We start from the raw sequence: 15,952 nt of genomic DNA, 5'->3' as shown, positions 1-15,952 counted from the left end.
ACCCGCAGGCTAGACGCTTCTAGCCATGCTTGCGATGAACGTATGTTCATCCTCGGGCGCTTGAACTGTGCTACGGAGGGCTCACCAAAATGATCAAGTCCAGAGGTGCGCAGGCACCGGCCTCAGCAGAGGCCAGCGCCGTGCGTGGAGTGATTACGCAGATGTGTTTTCAGCTGCGTTTCGGCAGTTTCCAGTTCGGGCGGATGAAATGGCAGGTGTAACCATTCGGTATCCGCTCCAGATAGTCCTGGTGCTCGGGTTCCGCTTCCCAGAAGGGGCCCGCCGGTTCGATTTCAGTGACCACGCGCCCCGGCCACAGCCCGGATGCATCGACGTCGGCAGCGGTGTCTTCAGCAATGTCGCGTTGCTGTTCGTTAAGGTAGTAAATCGCCGAGCGATAACTGGGGCCGAGATCGTTGCCTTGTCGGTTGGGTGTGCTGGGATCGTGGATCTGGAAGAAGAACTCAAGGATTTGCCGGTAACTGATCACGGCAGGGTCGAAGACGATTTCGATGGCCTCGGCGTGGTTGCCGTGGTTGCGGTAGGTCGCATTCGGCACATCGCCACCGCTGTAGCCGACTCGCGTCTGCAGCACCCCGGGATAGCGTCGCAGCAGGTCCTGCATGCCCCAGAAGCAGCCCCCGGCGAGAATCGCGGTTTCGGTTTTTCCGGTCATGATCGTTTTTTCCTCTCGGTGACGGTGGATACGGGTTCTGGTTATGAGGGCGCGTTGGCTATTTGCAAGCTTGACTCAGGGTGAAGGGCTGCTCGAAACGGTGTTTTCAATAAAATGCCCTGACGATAAGGTCAGGGCATTGATGGTTTCGAGCGGTGAACTCGTGGCAATTCGCGCTGAGTGATGGACGAAAACCAAGACATCAAGCGATTACACAAACGCTTGCCCGAAAAAGCCCCGTGGCAGGCGTTGCGGACCCGCCAGAGCGGTCAAGCGTGCGATCCATTCCGAGCGCCAGTTCGATGCACCATGATCAGCCTGTGTGTGGCGCGCTGCGCGCCGAGCAGCATTGCGCTGGGTTTTGCGCGCATTTTTGTAGGCATCGGTATTTCGGCAGCTGCGGCATTTAACGCGATTGAGTTCCTGGCTCGAGGCAAGGTTATTGCCTTTGTGACCACAAGCCAGGTGTCCGTCTACTTTGAAATGGATAACCATGGATCAGTCTCCTGGTGACGTGTACAGGTTATGACCTGCCACGACTGCAGGTGTTCGCCGGATCGGCCAGGCGGTACGCGTTGAGACTGTCGTTATTGCCATCCGGTCATCTGAAACGAGGCAGAGGCCGCTCGACGGGTTGCAACGAAGACAGCGTACTGCGAATCAGCGGCGTATCTTTTTCGATGTCGTTCAGGCGATCGCGTATGCGCAGGGCGGTCGGATGGCCGCCTTGATGATCGACCCAGTCGGCAATTTCCTTGCAGGCCGCAGCCAGGCGCGCCTGACGGGAGTCGAGCAGGGTGAGGAGGGTGGTGATGGACTCTTTTTCGGACATGGAGCACCTCCGTTCAGACAAACCGTTGAGAGGCAGCAAAAAGCCCGCGGGCTGCGAGCTCTCTGCCGTTGGGGCGCTGGTCCGTCAGCTGCTTTGAGTATAGACCCCGCCTGTCAATTGCATCAGCCGGCCGATTGTCGCGCCGGTCGCGGCGAGCTGGCCGCATTGAGCCTTTGGCATTCGCGCCGGGCATCTTCCTCAAGATCATAGCCGTCACCGATGAAGCCTCCGGTTCGGGTGTCATTGATCCGAAACCAGCTGCTGGATTCGGCAGGTTCATGCTGACTTTCCCCGGCGCGGCGGCCGTGAATGATGATCTTGTTGCAGCGCTTCACGACAAAGATGTCTTCCATGGCGTCACCACAGCAAATAGGTGTCAGATCAACTATAGAAGCCTTGGCCAATCGTGCAAAAAATAGCCAGTCAGTTCGTCGGTTGCAGCCACTCGGTGGCGCGCCAATCCAGGCGATGCGTCGGCTTCAACGCCTGTAGAAACTCTGGAACCTGGGAAACCGCGATTGATTGCTCGGCTACCAGCGCGATCAAGACGCGTCGATCATTTGCTCGAGAAACATCGCCAGCGCCACTTCCTCAGCGCGCAGGCCTTTGCGCACCCTCGGGCGTGGCAGTTCGGCCAGCGCACCGAGCAGGAAGCGCTCGACCACGGCGGGATGGATGTAGCATTTGCGGCACACCGCCGGGGTGTTGCCCAGCTGTTTGGACACGCTCTTGACCATCTCCACCACATGCCGTTTCGCCTCGGCTTCGGACTCCCATTGCAGTTCGCGCAATACCGCCAAGGCCAGCGCGCTGCCGGCCCAGGTGCGGTAATCCTTGGCGGTGAAGTCGGCACCGGTGAGGGTTTGCAGGTAGCTATTGACGTCGTGGGAGCTGACGGTGTGCCGCTCGCCATTTTCATCCAGATACTGAAACAGATTCTGTCCCGGGATTTCCAGGCAGCGCTTGATGATGCGCGCCAGGCGACGATCCTTGACGGTGATCTGGTGTTCAATGCCGCTTTTACCGCGAAACTGGAACAGGATCGCGCTGCCGTTGACCTCGACATGCCGGCTGCGCAGGGTGGTCAGGCCATAGGAGCGGTTGTCCCGCGCGTACTGGGTGTTGCCGACGCGGATCAGTGTGGCGTCGAGCAACGTGATGACTGTGGCCATGACCTTGTCGCGGCTGAAGCCTGGTGCGTCGAGCAGGGTTTCGAGCTGTTTGCGCAACTTCGGCAGCGCCAGGCCGAACTCCCGCAGGCGCGAGTACTTGTCGGCGTCGCGCACCTCGCGCCAGCGCGGGTGATAGCGATACTGCTTGCGGCCCCGGGCATCGCGGCCAGTGGCCTGCAAGTGGCCACGCGGATCGGCGCAGATCCACACGTCGGTGTAGGCCGGCGGCACTGCCAGCGCGTTGATCCGCTTGATCTCATCGGGGTCGTTGATGCGTTGTCCGGCCGGATCGAAGTAGGCGAATTTGCCACGCAGTTTTTTACGGCGGATGCCGGGTTGGGTGTCGTCGACGTAATGCAGGTCGGGCGGTAAGACGTCGGCTATTGCGGTGTCGGGCATGGCGGTGTCCTTGGCGAATCGCTCTGTTACAGCGATTGACCGCGGGCCGTGGCCGTCGTGCCAACCAATTCAGGCCAGCACGGCGACGGCCTTGATCTGCGCCCACAAATGCTGGCCCGGGTGGATGCCGAGCTGATCCCGGGAAAACCGCGTGATCCGTGCCAGCAGCGGTGTGCCGCCGGCATCCAGACGAATCAGCACGTGCGCGGCGTTGTCCGCCGCCAGCTCGCTGACCACGGTCACCGGCAAGCGATTGAGGATGCTGCTGGCTTCGCTGTTGTGCAGGGCCAGACTGATGTCTCGGGCGTGCACCTTGCAGCGCAAGGCCTGACCGACCGCCATCGGCGCGTGCGTCACGCGGATGTTCATGGCCGTGGCCGGCAATTGCAGACTCAGCAGTTGGTACTCGGCATCGTAGGCGCTGACCTGGCCTTCGATGATCACCCCGGCGTCATCGCCCAGCGCCATTGGCAGGTCGAGCCGGGCGAGGGTCTCGCCAATCGGGCCGCTGGCCAGGGCCTTGCCGTCGCTGAGCAACACCAGATGATCGGCCAGCCGCGCCACCTCATCCTGCGCGTGGCTGACATAAAGCACCGGAATGTCCAGTTCATCATGCAGGCGTTGCAGGTACGGCAGGATTTCGTTTTTTCGCTGGCTGTCGAGGGCCGCCAACGGCTCATCCATCAGCAGCAGTTTCGGGCTGGTCAACAGCGCGCGGGCGATACCGACACGCTGGCGTTCGCCGCCGGACAGATGCTGCGGATGGCGCTCCAGCAGATGGCCGATGCCCAGTAGCTCGGTGGCTTGTGCCATGTCGACCCGGCGCTGGGCCTTGGCAATGCGTTTGAGGCCGAACTGCAGATTGGCCAGCACTGACAGGTGCGGGAACAGACTGGCTTCCTGGAACACGTAACCCAGCGCACGTTTGTGCGGCGGGACAAAAATCCGCCGTTCGCTGTCCTGCCAGACTTCGTCGTTGATCTGTATGAAACCTTGCTCGGCGCGCTCAAGCCCGGCGATACAGCGCAGGCAGGTGGTTTTGCCCGAACCGGAATGACCGTACAGCGCAGTCACGCCACGCCCCGGCAAATGCAGATCAATATCCAGGCTGAAACCCGAATAAGCGATTTTCAGACGTGCATCAATCATCGATTAGCTCCAGCCCGCGCGGGTCTTGCGGCTGGAGTAGAGCGCCAGCAACACCAGAAACGAAAACACCAGCATCGCCCCGGCCAGCCAATGGGCTTGAGCATATTCCATCGCCTCGACATGGTCGTAGATCTGCACCGAGACCACGCGGGTCTTGTCGGGAATGTTGCCGCCGATCATCAGCACTACACCGAATTCACCGACGGTATGCGCGAACCCGAGGATCGCCGCGGTTACGAAACCGGGACGGGCCAACGGCAGGATCACGCTGAAAAAAGTGTCCCAGGGATTGGCGCGCAAGGTCGCGGCCACTTCCAGTGGGCGGGTGCCGATGGCCGCGAACGCGTTCTGCAACGGTTGCACCACAAACGGCATGGAATAGATCACTGAACCGATCACCAGCCCGGTAAAGCTGAAGGTCAGCGTGCCCAGGCCCAGCCATTGCGTGAAGTGGCCGAGAAAGCCATTGGGCCCCATTGCCAACAGCAGATAGAAGCCGATCACAGTCGGCGGCAGCACGAGGGGCAGGGCGACGATTGCGCCAATGGGGCCGCGCAGCCAGGAACGACTGCGCGCCAGCCACAGGGCAATCGGAGTGCCGACGACCAGCAGGATCGCGGTGGTCAGGGACGCCAGTTTCAGGGTCAGCCAGATCGCCGCGAAGTCGGCACTCGAGAGCGACATTTAGAGCTGGTAACCGTAGGACTTGATCACCGCAGCGGCTTTCGGGCCTTTGAGGTAGTCAACCAGCGCTTTGGCGGCGGCGCTGTCTTTGCCTTTGTTGAGGATTACCGCGTCCTGTTTGATCGGGTCGTGCATGTTCGCTGGAACGACCCACGCCGATCCGCTGGTGACCTTGCCGTCCTTGTAGATTTGCGACAGTGCTACGAAGCCCAGTTCCGCATTACCGGTGGACACGAACTGGTAAGCCTGGGTGATGTTCTGGCCTTCGACGATTTTGGCTTTGGTCGCTTCCGTCAGCTTGAGTTTTTCCAGCACCTGAGTGGCGGCCAGCCCGTACGGTGCGGCTTTCGGATTGGCGATGGACAGATGCTGGTATTCATTTTTCTTCAGCACTTCGCCTTTGCCATCGACGTAACCTTCTTTCGCCGACCACAGCGCCAGAGTGCCGATGGCGTAGGTGAAGCGCGAGCCCTTGACGGTATCGCCTTCTTTTTCCAGTTTTTCCGGAGTGGTGTCGTCCGCCGAGAGGAACACTTCGAACGGCGCGCCGTTCTTGATCTGGGTGTAGAACTGGCCGGTGGCCCCGTAGGCGGCGACCAGTTTGTGCCCGGTGTCTTTTTCGAAGTCGGCAGCAATGGCCTGGATCGGCGCGGTGAAGTTGGCTGCAACCGCCACCTGCACTTCATCGGCGTGAGCGGCGCCCAAGGCAAAAACCGACAGCAAAGAAGCCAGGCAAGCGGGGGCAAAACGTGAGGCACGAAGGGTCATAACAGCTCCGTTATTGGCGAGTGCAGAGGGCAGTTATTGTTGGAGGTGGACTGCACCGATGCGTAGGGTGAAACGCTATATAGCGAAATATATAGCGAAATGCCGCTAAACAGGAAGTGCTGTTGTATACAGGATGAGGCTGTGTCGCGCCTCATCCTGGATCGGATCAGTGTCGGACCAGTTTTGCCAGTGCGCCTTGCGCCAGTTCCCGGGTCAGTTCGGCGCTGCTCAGCTCCTTGCCCAACGGAAAAGCCTGCCCGGCCCAGAGGTTGCTGAACTGCGCTTCGCTTTTTGCCCGCAACGGCATCAGCGCTCCGCCGGCCAGCGGGAAGGCCGGGGCTTTCGCTGACATCGGGCCGATTTCGCGCATCACCCGATTGAGAATGCCGCGAGCCGGGCGGCCGGTGAACAGGTTGGTAATCGCGGTTTCGCTTTCCTTGGCGGTGCGCAGCGCTTGATGATGGGAGGCGCTGACTTTCGCTTCCGGGGTGAACAGATACGCGGTGCCAACCTGCGCTGCCGATGCTCCGAGCATCAATGCCGCGGCCACCCCGCGCGCATCGGCAATGGCGCCGGCAGCGATCACCGGTACTTTCACCGCATCGACAATCTGCGGCACCAGGGCAAAGGTACCGACCTGACTGCTCAGGTCATCGCTGAGAAACATCCCGCGATGACCACCTGCCTCATAGCCCATGGCGATGATCGCGTCGCAACCGTTTTGTTCAAGCCACACTGCTTCATCGACAGTCGTGGCAGACGAGAGGATTTTCGCACCCGTGGCCTTGACCCGATCCAGCAGGGATTTCTCCGGCAGGCCAAAGTGAAAACTCACGACTTCAGGACGAAACTCTTCCAGCACGGCGCACGCTGCCGCATCGAAGGGGGCCCGGTTGGACACCGGCGTCGGTGCATCGAAATCGACACCCAGTTCGCGGTAGTACGGCTCCAGCAGGCTTTTCCAGTCCCGTGCGCGCTGTTCATCGGCAGCCGGTGGCTGATGGCAGAAGAAATTGACGTTGAACGGTTTGCGAGTGTGCTCGCGAATGGTCTGCAGTTCTTCGCGCAGTTGCTCGATACTCAGCATTGCGGCGGGCATCGAACCCAGGCCGCCGGCGTTGCACACGGCGATCACCATGGCCGAATTCGTGGCACCGGCCATGGGGCCCTGGATGATCGGCAGCTCGATGCCGAGCAGGTCAAGAATGCGAGTGTCAGGCCATTGGCTCATGGAAGCGGTTCTCCGAACGATGAAACGGGGCAGGGACGGCAGAGCCGGTTTTTTAACAGCAAAACCGGACTCAGGGCCAGCGCGAATTTTCCGCGCACGGACAGCCATGCGCCGTCAGCGTCGATGAAAACCGCCGCCACCGCCACCAAATGAACGGTTCATGACTTGCGAGGAGTTGTGAAAGTTGTTGGTGCGCTGGTTGCCGAAGTTGCGCGCTGCAGATTCACGATTGAGGTTCTGCAGTTGAGCCGTGTTGTTGACCGGTGCCGTGCGGGTCGGGCTGCCCTTGACCATTGATTGCCAACCGTTGTCGGTTTTCTTGTAGACGTTACCGTCGTGCCCGGCATAGACGTTGTCGCCGACCCGTGCAGCGCCGCCGTTGCGGCCCCTGACGCCAGCATATTGCGTGGTCTTGTCGGTGTTGGGGGTGTACACCGCGCCACGGTTGGCGGTGACTTGCGTGCCGTTGCGTGCGTTGCCCGCTGTCACTCGGCCGCCGGCGATGGCGCCACCGTTCGGCCCGACCACCTCACCGCTGCGTCCGGCCGCGTAGTTGCCGTTGTAGGCATTGTGTACGGCACCGCGCTGGCCCGCCGCGGCAATCCCGGTGCGCGAGTTATAGGACGAGCCGACCTGACCGGCCCAGCGATTACCGGTCCAGGCGTTGTAGCCGGCGCCGTAACGGCTGACGGTCGCGCGGTCGCCCCACTGACGATAAATGTTGCCGGTGGTGCCGGCCCAGCCACCGGGCCCCCAGGCCACGGCACCGCCGCGATAGCCGTAAGCGGCGCCGCCCCAGGCCAGCGGCGCTGGATACAGGCGCGGCCCCCAGGCATAACCCCAGCCGTAATTGCCCCACCACGGATAAGCGCCCCATCCCCAACCCATTGCCACGGTGTTGCCGCCCCAGCTCCAGCCGAAGCCGAAACCGAAGGTCCAGCCGGTCCAGGGTGTGTAGCGAATCGCGACGCCGAAACCGTAGGTCACGGGCGGCCCATACCAGACACTGCCGACCCACGGCGTGTACGGATATCCGGTGCCGTAAACCACCACACCCGTGGCCGGATCCAGGTTCGACCCTTGATAGCCCGGGGTGTAGCCAACCACCACCGTGTCACCGCTGGACTCATAGACTTTGACGTAAGTGAGGTAATGCATCGGTGAACTCGGCGGGATGGAATAGATCACCGACGGTACCGAACTGGCGACGACCCACGGTCCGCTGACTGTCGTTGCGGTGAACCAGATGCCGTTCTCCACGGCATACCAGCTGTCGTCGTCGACACGAATGATCGGCGTCGCGCTGTTGACCACATATTGCAGCGACGTGGTGTTGATCGGTTTGAGTTGCGGCTCGCCGTCGAACTGCGGCGCGGTCATTTTCACTGCACTTTTCTTGATCGCCGAGGTTTGCGGGATGGCGGCGGCAATCGCGGCTTCCTTGGCCTGCGGCGTACCGGCGACGGAGGCCTTGACGTTCTCTTTCGGGCTGTCGTCGGGGATGTTGGCGAAGTCGGCAGGCAATTTGTCCGCCGGGGTAAACGTCCACGGCCCGTTCATGTCGGCGGCCCGGAACCAGCGTCCGGAAATCAGCACGTAGCTGTTCTGGTCGCCGATTTCCTTGAAGATGTGTCCGGTGGTGTTGCTCACGTAGAGCAGGCTGGTGCCCTGGATCGGCGACCACTGCGCAGCCCCGTCGGTAACGATCAGCTCGGTGGGGGTGGTGGCGATGAAAATTTTCGGCTGCGGCGGTTTGGCCAGATTTGGCACCTTGTCTTTCGGATCACTCTGCCCGGTCAGCAGATCGACCTGGCGGCTCTGGATCGCCGCCTGTTTGGCCTTCTCCAGATCGGCAGGCGGTGCGGTCAGGCGGGTGTACTCGCCGCTGAGGTTGTCAGCGACCATCCAGCCATCAAACACATGCAAGTAGTGCCTGCCCTCGGCGTCCTTGAGCAATAACGGGCGGGTGTTGATCACCCGCTGCAACCCGGTGCCCTCGACCGCGCGATACGCCGCGTCGCCATCAATATAGACAAGCAGGGCGGGGACGTCGGAACTGATGATCGCCGGCGGGGTATTTTCCAGCGGTGCGCTGTCGGCTTTCTGCTCTGCCGACAGCACACCGACGGCGGCCTCGAGTTGATCGAGGGAAATGGTCTTCTTGCGGCTCTGGGCATCCTTTTGCAGTGCCGCGAGCCAGACATCCGCCTGGCTGGCATCGGCGGGGAAGTCGGCCTTGATGATCTTGTATTGATCCAGTGCGACCCAGCGCGTGGCCTTGTCGACCAGCGTGTGCGCACTGAACTGGACAATGCCGTAAGTGGGTTTGCCGTCGGCGCCGGTGGCTTCGACCGCCGCCCGGGCATTGAGTGTGTAGCCATCCCAGCTGTCGAGTTGCGGCTGGTACACGGTCAGCCTGGCCTTGCCGCTGGTGATCACTTGCGGCCACGTCGGCGCGCCGGGGGCGGCGTCGGCAGCCGCGGGTTTGTCGGCAGTGGCCGGGGCGGCCCACAGGTTGCCGGCGGTCAGCAGGCACAGCATCAGGATTGCAAGCCATGAGCGCGGGTAAGGCATTGTCAGCTCCATCGACAGAGGCCGCTTTCAGCAGGGGGGGCAGCGAAAGCACGACCGTCGAAAAAGCATAGTCGCCCGCTCTGGAATGACTGGACGGATTTGCGAATTGGCGCAAAGTCGGGTGGGGCAATGTGTTGCTTTGTGTTATTTCAAGGCGCGAGGATTTGAATCCACTGAGTGAGAGACAGCCATGTTCAACGGCATTTTGATCGACAAAGACGACAGCGGTTACCGCGCCAGCCTGCAGCAGATCGATGAAGCGCAGTTGCCCGAAGGCGACGTAACGGTGCGGGTGGCGTACAGCACGCTGAACTTCAAGGATGGTCTGGCGATTACCGGCAGCAGCCCGGTGGTACGCCAGTTTCCGATGGTGCCTGGGATCGACTTGGCGGGCACGGTCGAGGTCAGCTCGCATCCTGACTACAAGGTTGGTGATCAGGTGCTGCTCAATGGCTGGGGCGTGGGCGAAAGTCACTGGGGTGGCCTGGCACAGAAGGCGCGGCTCCGTGGCGACTGGCTGATTCCCTTGCCCGAGGCCTTCAGCGCCGCGCAAGCGATGGCCATCGGTACCGCCGGCTACACGGCGATGCTGTGCATTCTGGCGCTGGAGCGCAACGGCGTGACGCCGGATCAGGGCGAAGTGCTGGTGACCGGCGCCAACGGAGGGGTGGGCAGTTTCGCCATCGCCTTGCTCAGCAAACTCGGGTATCGCGTGGTGGCATCCACCGGCCGGGTGTCCGAGCACGAGTACCTGAAGCAACTGGGCGCCAGCGAGATCATCGACCGCGCAACCTTGTCGGAACCGGGCAAACCGCTGGCCAGGGAACGCTGGGCCGGCGTGATCGACTCGGTCGGCAGCCACACCTTGGCCAACGCCTGTGCCAGCACCCGCGCCGAAGGCACGGTGGCGGCCTGCGGTCTGGCCCAGGGTATGGATTTTCCTGCGTCGGTGGCGCCGTTCATTCTGCGCGGTGTGACCCTGGCGGGCATCAACAGCGTGACCCAACCCAAGGCCCGGCGGATCGAGGCCTGGAAACGTCTGGCCAAGGATCTGGACTTCGCCTTGTTGCCTTTGATCAGCCACGAAATCGCCCTGAGCGAAGCCATCGACGCGGCCCCCAAATTGCTCGCCGGACAGCTGCGCGGCAGGGTTGTGGTCGACGTCAATCGCTGACAGAGTAAGCGCCATTGCGGCCCTGTGTGGCCGCACTTCTATGACAGGGAGCGGCATTTTCGATGGATTTGAAACGACAGCAAATCGACGCCTTCACCGTGGCCGGCCTGCGTGTGCGCACGACCAACGCCGCAGAGCACCAGCCCCAGAGCGCAAAGATCGGCCCGATGTGGGGCCGGTTTTTCAGTGAAGAACAGGCCGAGAGTATTCCCGGCAAGATCCCGGGCTCTGCAATTTATGGTGTGTATTCGGCCTATGAATCCGATGCCTCGGGTGCATTCGATGTCACCGCGGGGGTCGCGGTCAATGCACGACCCAAAGGCTATGAGACCGTACAGATCGAAGCCGGCGAATATCTGGTGTTCGAGGCGCAGGGGCCGTTGCCTGACGCGGTCATTGCGACTTGGAGACGGATCTGGACCTTCTTTGAGGAGAACCCTCAGATTCAGCGTCGCTATGCCACCGACTACGAGGCCTATACCGGCCCCGAGTCCGTGGCGGTCTGCATCGGGATTCGCTAAGGCTGGGTTTCGCGATCCAGCAACTGGCGCTTGCGCTCCACACCCCAGCGATACCCCGAGAGATTGCCATCGCTGCGCACCACGCGGTGGCAAGGAATTGCCACGGCCAGACGGTTGGCGCCGCAGGCTTGCGCCACCGCGCGCATGGAAGTCGGCGCGCCGATGTGTTGGGCGATTTCGGCGTAACTGGCGGTGCGACCCACCGGGATTTCGCGCAACGCCTGCCAGACGCGCTCCTGAAACGCGGTGCCGCGCACATCCAGTGGCAAGTCGAGGCCCAGTGCCGGGGCTTCGATGAAGCCCACCACTTTGGCAATCAACTGTTCGAACCCGGCGTCGGCGCCAATCAGGTTGGCCTGACGGAACTGATCCTGCAGATCACACACCAGTTGGTGCGGATCGTCGCCCAACAGGATCGCGCACACCCCGCGTTCGCTTTGCGCCACCAGAATCGCCCCGAGCGAACATTGGCCAACGGCAAAGTGTATGTCGTTATTGCGCCCGGCAGCGCGATAGTCACCGGGCTTCATGCCCAGCAGCTTGTCGGCCGATTCGTAAAAGCGGCTGTTGGAATTGAAGCCGGCGTCGTACAGCGCATCGGTCACCGAACCGCCATTCGCGAGCCGTTCCCGCACCCGGCGCGAGCGATGCGCCGCCGCGTAACCCTTTGGCGTCAGACCGGTAGCGGCCTTGAATACGCGATGAAAATGGAAGGGGCTGAGGCCGGCGGTCGCGGCGAGCTGGTTAAGCGCCGGCGCAGTTTCGCAGGTTTCGATCTGCCGGCAGGCCAGCGCCACCGTCGCGGCATGTTGGGCGGCGACGTCGGTCTGATCCTTGCGAGTGCGTTTGCTCGGACGATAACCCGCCGCCTCGGCTGCTTCGGCGCTGTCGAAAAATTCGACATTTTGCGGCTTGGGCAAACGCGAAAGGCTGCTCGGGCGGCAATAGATGCCGGTGGTTTTTACCGCATAGACAAACTGCCCGTCGGCTCGCGGATCCCGCGCGATCACGGCGGCCCAGCGTGGATCGGTTTCAACATTGATGATCGGCGAAAGCTTTTTCATGACGAGTAGTCCGTTGACCTGTTTGATTCAGGTTAACCAGCAGCAATGTGCGTAGCACTCCGGGCCTTGCGGTCAAACTTTTCAGATCACCCGGCGACCCGGAAGGTCAGATTGATCCGCCGCTCGCCCAGACGCGGATGCCGGCCGGGCTTGATCGGCAGCACACCGTGAAAACGCAGGCGATCGACCCCGCCCCAGACCACCATGTCGCCGTGCAGCAGAGGAATGCGCTGGCTCTTGTCGCTGCGGACAAAACCACCGAACAGGAACTTTGCCGGCAACCCCAAGGACAACGAAACGATCGGCGCCGCGTAGTCATGTTCGTCCTTGTCCTGGTGCAAAGACATCTTGGCGCCGGGGACGTATTGGTTGATCAGGCACGAATCGGCGTGAAATCCGGCAAATCCTGCGCGCAGCGCCGCTCTCTCTGCCAGTTCGAACAACACTTGGGGCATTGCCGGCCACGGCCTGCCGCTCAGCGGATCCACGGTGCTGTAGCGATAACCGCTGCGATCGGTGATCCAGCCCAGCGCTCCGCAGCTGCTGGTGCCCACTGACATGCTGAAACCGCCCGGGGTCATCATGTGACGCAATGGCGCTGCGGCGAGAACGCCCTCCAGCGCCGGCAACAGTTGATCGATCATCGGCAGGGCGAAACCGCGCAAAACCCACGATTGTTCACCGATTTGCTCGGCGCGGGGTTGTTGCTCGGGTTCGTGGTCGGCGAACAGGTCGAAGTGGCTCGGTTGCATGCTGCTCATACTGCGTCGTGGAAGATGATGCCCAGAGTATGCCGGTTTCCGCTGTGCAGGCGACTGACGCCATGACGCATGGTCACCCGATAATCGCCGCGTGTGCCGCTGACCGGGCGCTGGTTGACCGCGAATATAACGGCGTCACCCTTTTGCAGATCCACGACGTGTGGTCGCGACTGCAGGCGTGGACGCTGCTCGGTCAGGACGAACTCTCCACCGGTAAAATCCTGTCCGGGCTCCGACAGAAGAATCGCCACTTGCAGTGGGAAAATTAGATCTCCGTACAGATCCTGATGCAGGCAGTTGTAGTCCTGCGGGCCGTATTGCAACAGCAAGGGTGTCGGCCGCAGTTGGCCGGCAGCGTGACAGCGCTGCACAAACCCGGCATGGGTTGCGGGAAAGCGTACAGGCACATGCATGCGTTCGTACCAGCGGTTGGCCAGCGGCACCAGGCGCGAGTAAAGCGCAGTGCGCAGACGTTCGATGGTTGTCGGCAGGGGATAGCTGAAGTACTTGTATTCCCCGCGACCGAAACCGTGGCGAGCCATGATGACCTGCGAACGAAACGGTTCGGTCTGCGAATACAGGGCGCTCAAGCGCTCACAGGTTTGCGCCGACAGCAGTGAGCGGACGATGGCATAGCCATATTGATCCAGATGCTGTTCGAGGCTCGCCCAATCGAGCGCATCCAGCCGAGACGGGGACATTGACATTCTGACTCCTGAACCCTTTGGTCGAGGCTGTCAGTCTGGGCAAATCCCGGCGGCAGAACACTCTGCCGCTTGCGGTCGAATCCGGGGTGTTGCGTTACAGGGCTTTGCTGACGGCGATATCGCTGATCACATCTTCGGTCTGGCCGTGGATGGCATCCAGTGCAGCCCTGGCTTCTTCCACGGTGCCGTTTTGCAGTTGCGCGAACTCGAAGCGGCGCTCGCCGTTGAGTTTGTATTTGATGACGTATTTGGTCGTTTGGGCCACGGTCATGCTTACCTTGCGTTGGGGCGACTCAGCTCAGTTTGGAGCTGGAGCGGCGGATGATCTTGATCGAGTGGGTCAGGTTCGGTTTGCGCGTGACGCTGATGGCGCGCCGGCTGACGGTGTCGATGGTGATGTTCCAGAAACCGGTGCTCGGCGCGGTGATGCGCGCCGGAAACGTGTCGAAAGCGCCGCCGTGGTAGGTGTGGCGGCCGCCGTTCTTGAACGCACGGAAGTTGGCGTCGTTCATCAAGCGGATGTTGCAGGTTTGCGAGCATTGGATGACGACAATGTCGTCTTCGTTGAGGTGCTCGCGCTGGTGAATGAATTTCATGGGCGCCTCCAGAAGGGCTTTTTCTACTAAATCAAAACGATAGCATGTGCGATTGGCGCAGTTTATCAGCCCGAACGGGTTATTATCCCGCCGTCGAGCGCTGCTTTGACAATTAAAAACGGTTATTCGCGATTCGCTGCGGGTTTAATGGAGTAAGCCTCGGAGAAAAATGGCATTACTGCTGTCCGAGGGTCTTTATGGGAGGTATTTGTATGAAGTGGGGTGTGGTGTGTCTGCCGTTGATGTTGGTCATGGGTGGTTGCGCGAGTGTTTCCGAAATCAATGAAACCTTGCCCACCATGAGCGTGATTTCCGGCAAGAAACCCCATGAGTATGCGCAGTGCCTGGCGGACAAGCTGGCTAACAGTCGCGGCGCACTGCAGATGCAGCCGCACAAGGATGGCGTGCGGGTGATTGTTCCCGGGAAATTTTCCACTGGCGCGGCAGCGGTGTTTGATATCGACGACCGTTCCGGCGGCAGCAGCATCAAGTTGCATGAACGCATGTCCAATGTGCCGATTCGTCCTCGTGACGTGCAAAACGCCGCCAATGCCTGCATTTCCGGCTGATAGAATAGCGGCCATCAGCACCAGTGCCGCCACAGTCATGCTGTGGCGGCATTTTCATTTCTGGAGTCGCGCATGAAGCGAGAGCAAGTACGGGAACGGCATGCAGAGGGCCTTATCTCTGCCACGCATGTGATTCAGAATCCGGCGAACTCGGGTGAGTGGATCGTGTTTTTCAAGAAGAGCGCCGGTCGCAGCTATTTCCTGGTCGACGATAACGACGAAGTCGAATCCTTCGCCCGGCTCGACGATCTGATCGAGATCGTGCGCGGGCTCGGGATCAAGTTCGCTGAGATCCACATGTAGGGTCTATTTGCAGACCACCACCACGCTGCGGTTTTTATAGTTGCCGACATCGACTCCCAGGGTCTTGTCGCTTTCCTTGGGTGCCGGTGTGCCGTCGGTACCGACAATGCGATAACCGGTGCCCGCGCAGGAAGCATCGGCTTTTTCGTAGCAGGTGGCCCAGGAGTTGGCTTCCCCGGAGCAGTCGATACTCAAACCCTGTTCGCCGTTGTTCAAGTAGGTGGTTTGCGAGGTGGCACAGCCACCCAGGGCCAATACCGCGATCAGCGGCAGCATTTTGTTCATGTTCATAAGTGTGTCGTCTTCAGCGAGGGAGGGGCTAAACGCTCTGACAGCGCCGGAGTGAAAAGGTTATAGCGATTGGCCACTTGTTTTCATCGGGTTTGCGAGCGGCCACAAAAAAGCCCTGCGCAAGGGCAGGGCTCGGCGCGTGTCGCAACCGGTCAGTCCTGATCTTTGCCACGGCGTTTGGACGACGCAGGGGTGTCAGTGAACACCGACGCCACATCAGTCGCCAGCTGCTCGCTGTCGAAAGGCCCGGCGATGTGTTCGCCATTGGTCGTGGTCAGGTTCCACTTGCCGTCTTTCTTGTCGATCACATACCCGTTGATGATTTTTACCGCGGCCATCTATCTGTCTCGTTCGCTGGTTCAAAGGCGCCATGATACCGACAAAACCTCACATTGGGGGATGATCAGCGTAGAGTGATGCGGCGCATTTGCGTGTTTGAGCTACTCTGTTTTCGCGGGTCGAAGTTGCCAACGGAACTATC

The 15,952-nt window shown here is 61.0% G+C and carries 21 protein-coding genes; 4 read left to right on the top strand and 17 right to left on the bottom strand.

Annotation, left to right across the window (positions count from 1 at the left end; all coding sequences use genetic code 11):
• Positions 1 to 169: 169 nt before the first annotated feature.
• The 10 genes from msrA to L6D63_RS21030 all read right to left on the bottom strand — a co-directional run bounded on the left by msrA (position 170) and on the right by L6D63_RS21030 (position 9,485).
• A complete protein-coding gene (msrA, locus tag L6D63_RS21075; protein ID WP_041064515.1) occupies positions 170 to 676 on the bottom strand; it encodes a peptide-methionine (S)-S-oxide reductase MsrA in 507 nt (168 codons plus the stop codon).
• A gap of 210 nt (positions 677 to 886) precedes the next feature.
• Positions 887 to 1,171, bottom strand: coding sequence for a hypothetical protein (locus tag L6D63_RS21070; RefSeq protein ID WP_047294765.1), 285 nt, complete (start codon positions 1,169 to 1,171; stop codon positions 887 to 889).
• A gap of 106 nt (positions 1,172 to 1,277) precedes the next feature.
• Positions 1,278 to 1,508: a hypothetical protein gene (locus L6D63_RS21065; RefSeq protein WP_007964939.1), complete on the bottom strand. Its 231-nt coding sequence runs from the start codon at positions 1,506 to 1,508 to the stop codon at positions 1,278 to 1,280.
• A 122-nt stretch (positions 1,509 to 1,630) separates the two neighbouring features.
• On the bottom strand, positions 1,631 to 1,861 hold the full coding sequence (locus L6D63_RS21060) for a hypothetical protein (RefSeq protein WP_041064505.1): 231 nt from the start codon (positions 1,859 to 1,861) through the stop codon (positions 1,631 to 1,633).
• Positions 1,862 to 2,050: 189 nt separating this feature from the next.
• Positions 2,051 to 3,079, bottom strand: coding sequence for a DNA topoisomerase IB (locus tag L6D63_RS21055; protein ID WP_047294763.1), 1,029 nt, complete (start codon positions 3,077 to 3,079; stop codon positions 2,051 to 2,053).
• Between the two features lie 69 nt (positions 3,080 to 3,148).
• Entirely contained in the window at positions 3,149 to 4,228 is a 1,080-nt protein-coding gene (gene modC / locus L6D63_RS21050) for a molybdenum ABC transporter ATP-binding protein (protein WP_121185750.1), read from the bottom strand.
• A gap of 3 nt (positions 4,229 to 4,231) precedes the next feature.
• Entirely contained in the window at positions 4,232 to 4,912 is a 681-nt protein-coding gene (modB, locus tag L6D63_RS21045; RefSeq protein WP_041064496.1) for a molybdate ABC transporter permease subunit, read from the bottom strand.
• Entirely contained in the window at positions 4,913 to 5,680 is a 768-nt protein-coding gene (modA, locus tag L6D63_RS21040; RefSeq protein WP_131671755.1) for a molybdate ABC transporter substrate-binding protein, read from the bottom strand.
• A 166-nt stretch (positions 5,681 to 5,846) separates the two neighbouring features.
• Positions 5,847 to 6,911 carry an NAD(P)H-dependent flavin oxidoreductase gene (locus tag L6D63_RS21035; RefSeq protein ID WP_047294757.1) on the bottom strand — a complete coding sequence of 355 codons (1,065 nt, stop codon included), beginning with the start codon at positions 6,909 to 6,911 and terminating at the stop codon, positions 5,847 to 5,849.
• A 114-nt stretch (positions 6,912 to 7,025) separates the two neighbouring features.
• Positions 7,026 to 9,485 (bottom strand): autotransporter, encoded by a 2,460-nt coding sequence (locus tag L6D63_RS21030; protein WP_131671756.1) that lies wholly within the window; start codon positions 9,483 to 9,485, stop codon positions 7,026 to 7,028.
• 190 nt (positions 9,486 to 9,675) lie between these two features.
• On the opposite strand from L6D63_RS21030, the gene acuI reads away from it, so the two are divergent.
• Entirely contained in the window at positions 9,676 to 10,659 is a 984-nt protein-coding gene (acuI, locus tag L6D63_RS21025; RefSeq protein WP_095669066.1) for an acrylyl-CoA reductase (NADPH), read from the top strand.
• A 62-nt stretch (positions 10,660 to 10,721) separates the two neighbouring features.
• The gene (locus L6D63_RS21020; RefSeq protein ID WP_131671757.1) at positions 10,722 to 11,180 is read left to right on the top strand and encodes a GyrI-like domain-containing protein; all 459 of its coding nucleotides are present in this window, start codon (positions 10,722 to 10,724) and stop codon (positions 11,178 to 11,180) included.
• On the opposite strand, the gene ada is transcribed toward L6D63_RS21020, so the two are convergent.
• The 5 genes from ada to L6D63_RS20995 all read right to left on the bottom strand — a co-directional run bounded on the left by ada (position 11,177) and on the right by L6D63_RS20995 (position 14,308).
• Complete coding sequence (gene ada / locus L6D63_RS21015; protein ID WP_131671759.1) at positions 11,177 to 12,244, bottom strand: bifunctional DNA-binding transcriptional regulator/O6-methylguanine-DNA methyltransferase Ada; 1,068 nt, start codon at positions 12,242 to 12,244, stop codon at positions 11,177 to 11,179. The two genes, L6D63_RS21020 and ada, sit on opposite strands and share 4 nt — an antisense overlap.
• 86 nt (positions 12,245 to 12,330) lie before the next feature.
• The gene (alkB, locus tag L6D63_RS21010) at positions 12,331 to 12,996 is read right to left on the bottom strand and encodes a DNA oxidative demethylase AlkB (protein ID WP_131671781.1); all 666 of its coding nucleotides are present in this window, start codon (positions 12,994 to 12,996) and stop codon (positions 12,331 to 12,333) included.
• A gap of 5 nt (positions 12,997 to 13,001) precedes the next feature.
• Entirely contained in the window at positions 13,002 to 13,712 is a 711-nt protein-coding gene (locus tag L6D63_RS21005) for a 2OG-Fe(II) oxygenase (RefSeq protein WP_131671761.1), read from the bottom strand.
• Between the two features lie 94 nt (positions 13,713 to 13,806).
• The gene (locus L6D63_RS21000; protein ID WP_155416817.1) at positions 13,807 to 13,983 is read right to left on the bottom strand and encodes a hypothetical protein; all 177 of its coding nucleotides are present in this window, start codon (positions 13,981 to 13,983) and stop codon (positions 13,807 to 13,809) included.
• A 22-nt stretch (positions 13,984 to 14,005) separates the two neighbouring features.
• Positions 14,006 to 14,308, bottom strand: a complete 303-nt coding sequence (locus L6D63_RS20995) for a DUF1883 domain-containing protein (RefSeq protein WP_131671762.1) — start codon at positions 14,306 to 14,308, stop codon at positions 14,006 to 14,008.
• A gap of 212 nt (positions 14,309 to 14,520) precedes the next feature.
• Here L6D63_RS20995 and L6D63_RS20990 point away from each other — a divergent pair, with 212 nt between their 5' ends.
• Together L6D63_RS20990 and L6D63_RS20985 are read left to right on the top strand one after the other, a co-directional pair.
• The gene (locus L6D63_RS20990) at positions 14,521 to 14,877 is read left to right on the top strand and encodes a hypothetical protein (RefSeq protein ID WP_003225393.1); all 357 of its coding nucleotides are present in this window, start codon (positions 14,521 to 14,523) and stop codon (positions 14,875 to 14,877) included.
• Between the two features lie 72 nt (positions 14,878 to 14,949).
• Positions 14,950 to 15,180, top strand: coding sequence for a hypothetical protein (locus L6D63_RS20985; RefSeq protein WP_027612691.1), 231 nt, complete (start codon positions 14,950 to 14,952; stop codon positions 15,178 to 15,180).
• 3 nt (positions 15,181 to 15,183) lie between these two features.
• On the opposite strand, the gene L6D63_RS20980 is transcribed toward L6D63_RS20985, so the two are convergent.
• Positions 15,184 to 15,471 (bottom strand): hypothetical protein, encoded by a 288-nt coding sequence (locus tag L6D63_RS20980; protein ID WP_131671764.1) that lies wholly within the window; start codon positions 15,469 to 15,471, stop codon positions 15,184 to 15,186.
• 152 nt (positions 15,472 to 15,623) lie between these two features.
• Entirely contained in the window at positions 15,624 to 15,809 is a 186-nt protein-coding gene (locus L6D63_RS20975; protein ID WP_007964653.1) for a hypothetical protein, read from the bottom strand.
• Between the last annotated feature and the right edge of the window lie 143 nt (positions 15,810 to 15,952).

Source organism: Pseudomonas parakoreensis (assembly GCF_021602155.1).
GTDB lineage: Bacteria > Pseudomonadota > Gammaproteobacteria > Pseudomonadales > Pseudomonadaceae > Aquipseudomonas > Aquipseudomonas parakoreensis.
Note: the sequence above shows the minus strand (reverse complement) of the source record. Positions and strands in the feature narration are given on the sequence as shown.

What these genes read in the sequence shown, in the direction of transcription:
- msrA (WP_041064515.1), bottom strand. Translation starts at nt 676, where the DNA reads ATGACCGGAAAAACCGAAACCGCGATTCTCGCCGGGGGCTGCTTCTGG.
- L6D63_RS21070 (WP_047294765.1), bottom strand. Translation starts at nt 1,171, where the DNA reads ATGGTTATCCATTTCAAAGTAGACGGACACCTGGCTTGTGGTCACAAA.
- L6D63_RS21065 (WP_007964939.1), bottom strand. Translation starts at nt 1,508, where the DNA reads ATGTCCGAAAAAGAGTCCATCACCACCCTCCTCACCCTGCTCGACTCC.
- L6D63_RS21060 (WP_041064505.1), bottom strand. Translation starts at nt 1,861, where the DNA reads ATGGAAGACATCTTTGTCGTGAAGCGCTGCAACAAGATCATCATTCAC.
- L6D63_RS21055 (WP_047294763.1), bottom strand. Translation starts at nt 3,079, where the DNA reads ATGCCCGACACCGCAATAGCCGACGTCTTACCGCCCGACCTGCATTAC.
- modC (WP_121185750.1), bottom strand. Translation starts at nt 4,228, where the DNA reads ATGATTGATGCACGTCTGAAAATCGCTTATTCGGGTTTCAGCCTGGAT.
- modB (WP_041064496.1), bottom strand. Translation starts at nt 4,912, where the DNA reads ATGTCGCTCTCGAGTGCCGACTTCGCGGCGATCTGGCTGACCCTGAAA.
- modA (WP_131671755.1), bottom strand. Translation starts at nt 5,680, where the DNA reads ATGACCCTTCGTGCCTCACGTTTTGCCCCCGCTTGCCTGGCTTCTTTG.
- L6D63_RS21035 (WP_047294757.1), bottom strand. Translation starts at nt 6,911, where the DNA reads ATGAGCCAATGGCCTGACACTCGCATTCTTGACCTGCTCGGCATCGAG.
- L6D63_RS21030 (WP_131671756.1), bottom strand. Translation starts at nt 9,485, where the DNA reads ATGCCTTACCCGCGCTCATGGCTTGCAATCCTGATGCTGTGCCTGCTG.
- acuI (WP_095669066.1), top strand. Translation starts at nt 9,676, where the DNA reads ATGTTCAACGGCATTTTGATCGACAAAGACGACAGCGGTTACCGCGCC.
- L6D63_RS21020 (WP_131671757.1), top strand. Translation starts at nt 10,722, where the DNA reads ATGGATTTGAAACGACAGCAAATCGACGCCTTCACCGTGGCCGGCCTG.
- ada (WP_131671759.1), bottom strand. Translation starts at nt 12,244, where the DNA reads ATGAAAAAGCTTTCGCCGATCATCAATGTTGAAACCGATCCACGCTGG.
- alkB (WP_131671781.1), bottom strand. Translation starts at nt 12,996, where the DNA reads ATGCAACCGAGCCACTTCGACCTGTTCGCCGACCACGAACCCGAGCAA.
- L6D63_RS21005 (WP_131671761.1), bottom strand. Translation starts at nt 13,712, where the DNA reads ATGTCAATGTCCCCGTCTCGGCTGGATGCGCTCGATTGGGCGAGCCTC.
- L6D63_RS21000 (WP_155416817.1), bottom strand. Translation starts at nt 13,983, where the DNA reads ATGACCGTGGCCCAAACGACCAAATACGTCATCAAATACAAACTCAAC.
- L6D63_RS20995 (WP_131671762.1), bottom strand. Translation starts at nt 14,308, where the DNA reads ATGAAATTCATTCACCAGCGCGAGCACCTCAACGAAGACGACATTGTC.
- L6D63_RS20990 (WP_003225393.1), top strand. Translation starts at nt 14,521, where the DNA reads ATGAAGTGGGGTGTGGTGTGTCTGCCGTTGATGTTGGTCATGGGTGGT.
- L6D63_RS20985 (WP_027612691.1), top strand. Translation starts at nt 14,950, where the DNA reads ATGAAGCGAGAGCAAGTACGGGAACGGCATGCAGAGGGCCTTATCTCT.
- L6D63_RS20980 (WP_131671764.1), bottom strand. Translation starts at nt 15,471, where the DNA reads ATGAACATGAACAAAATGCTGCCGCTGATCGCGGTATTGGCCCTGGGT.
- L6D63_RS20975 (WP_007964653.1), bottom strand. Translation starts at nt 15,809, where the DNA reads ATGGCCGCGGTAAAAATCATCAACGGGTATGTGATCGACAAGAAAGAC.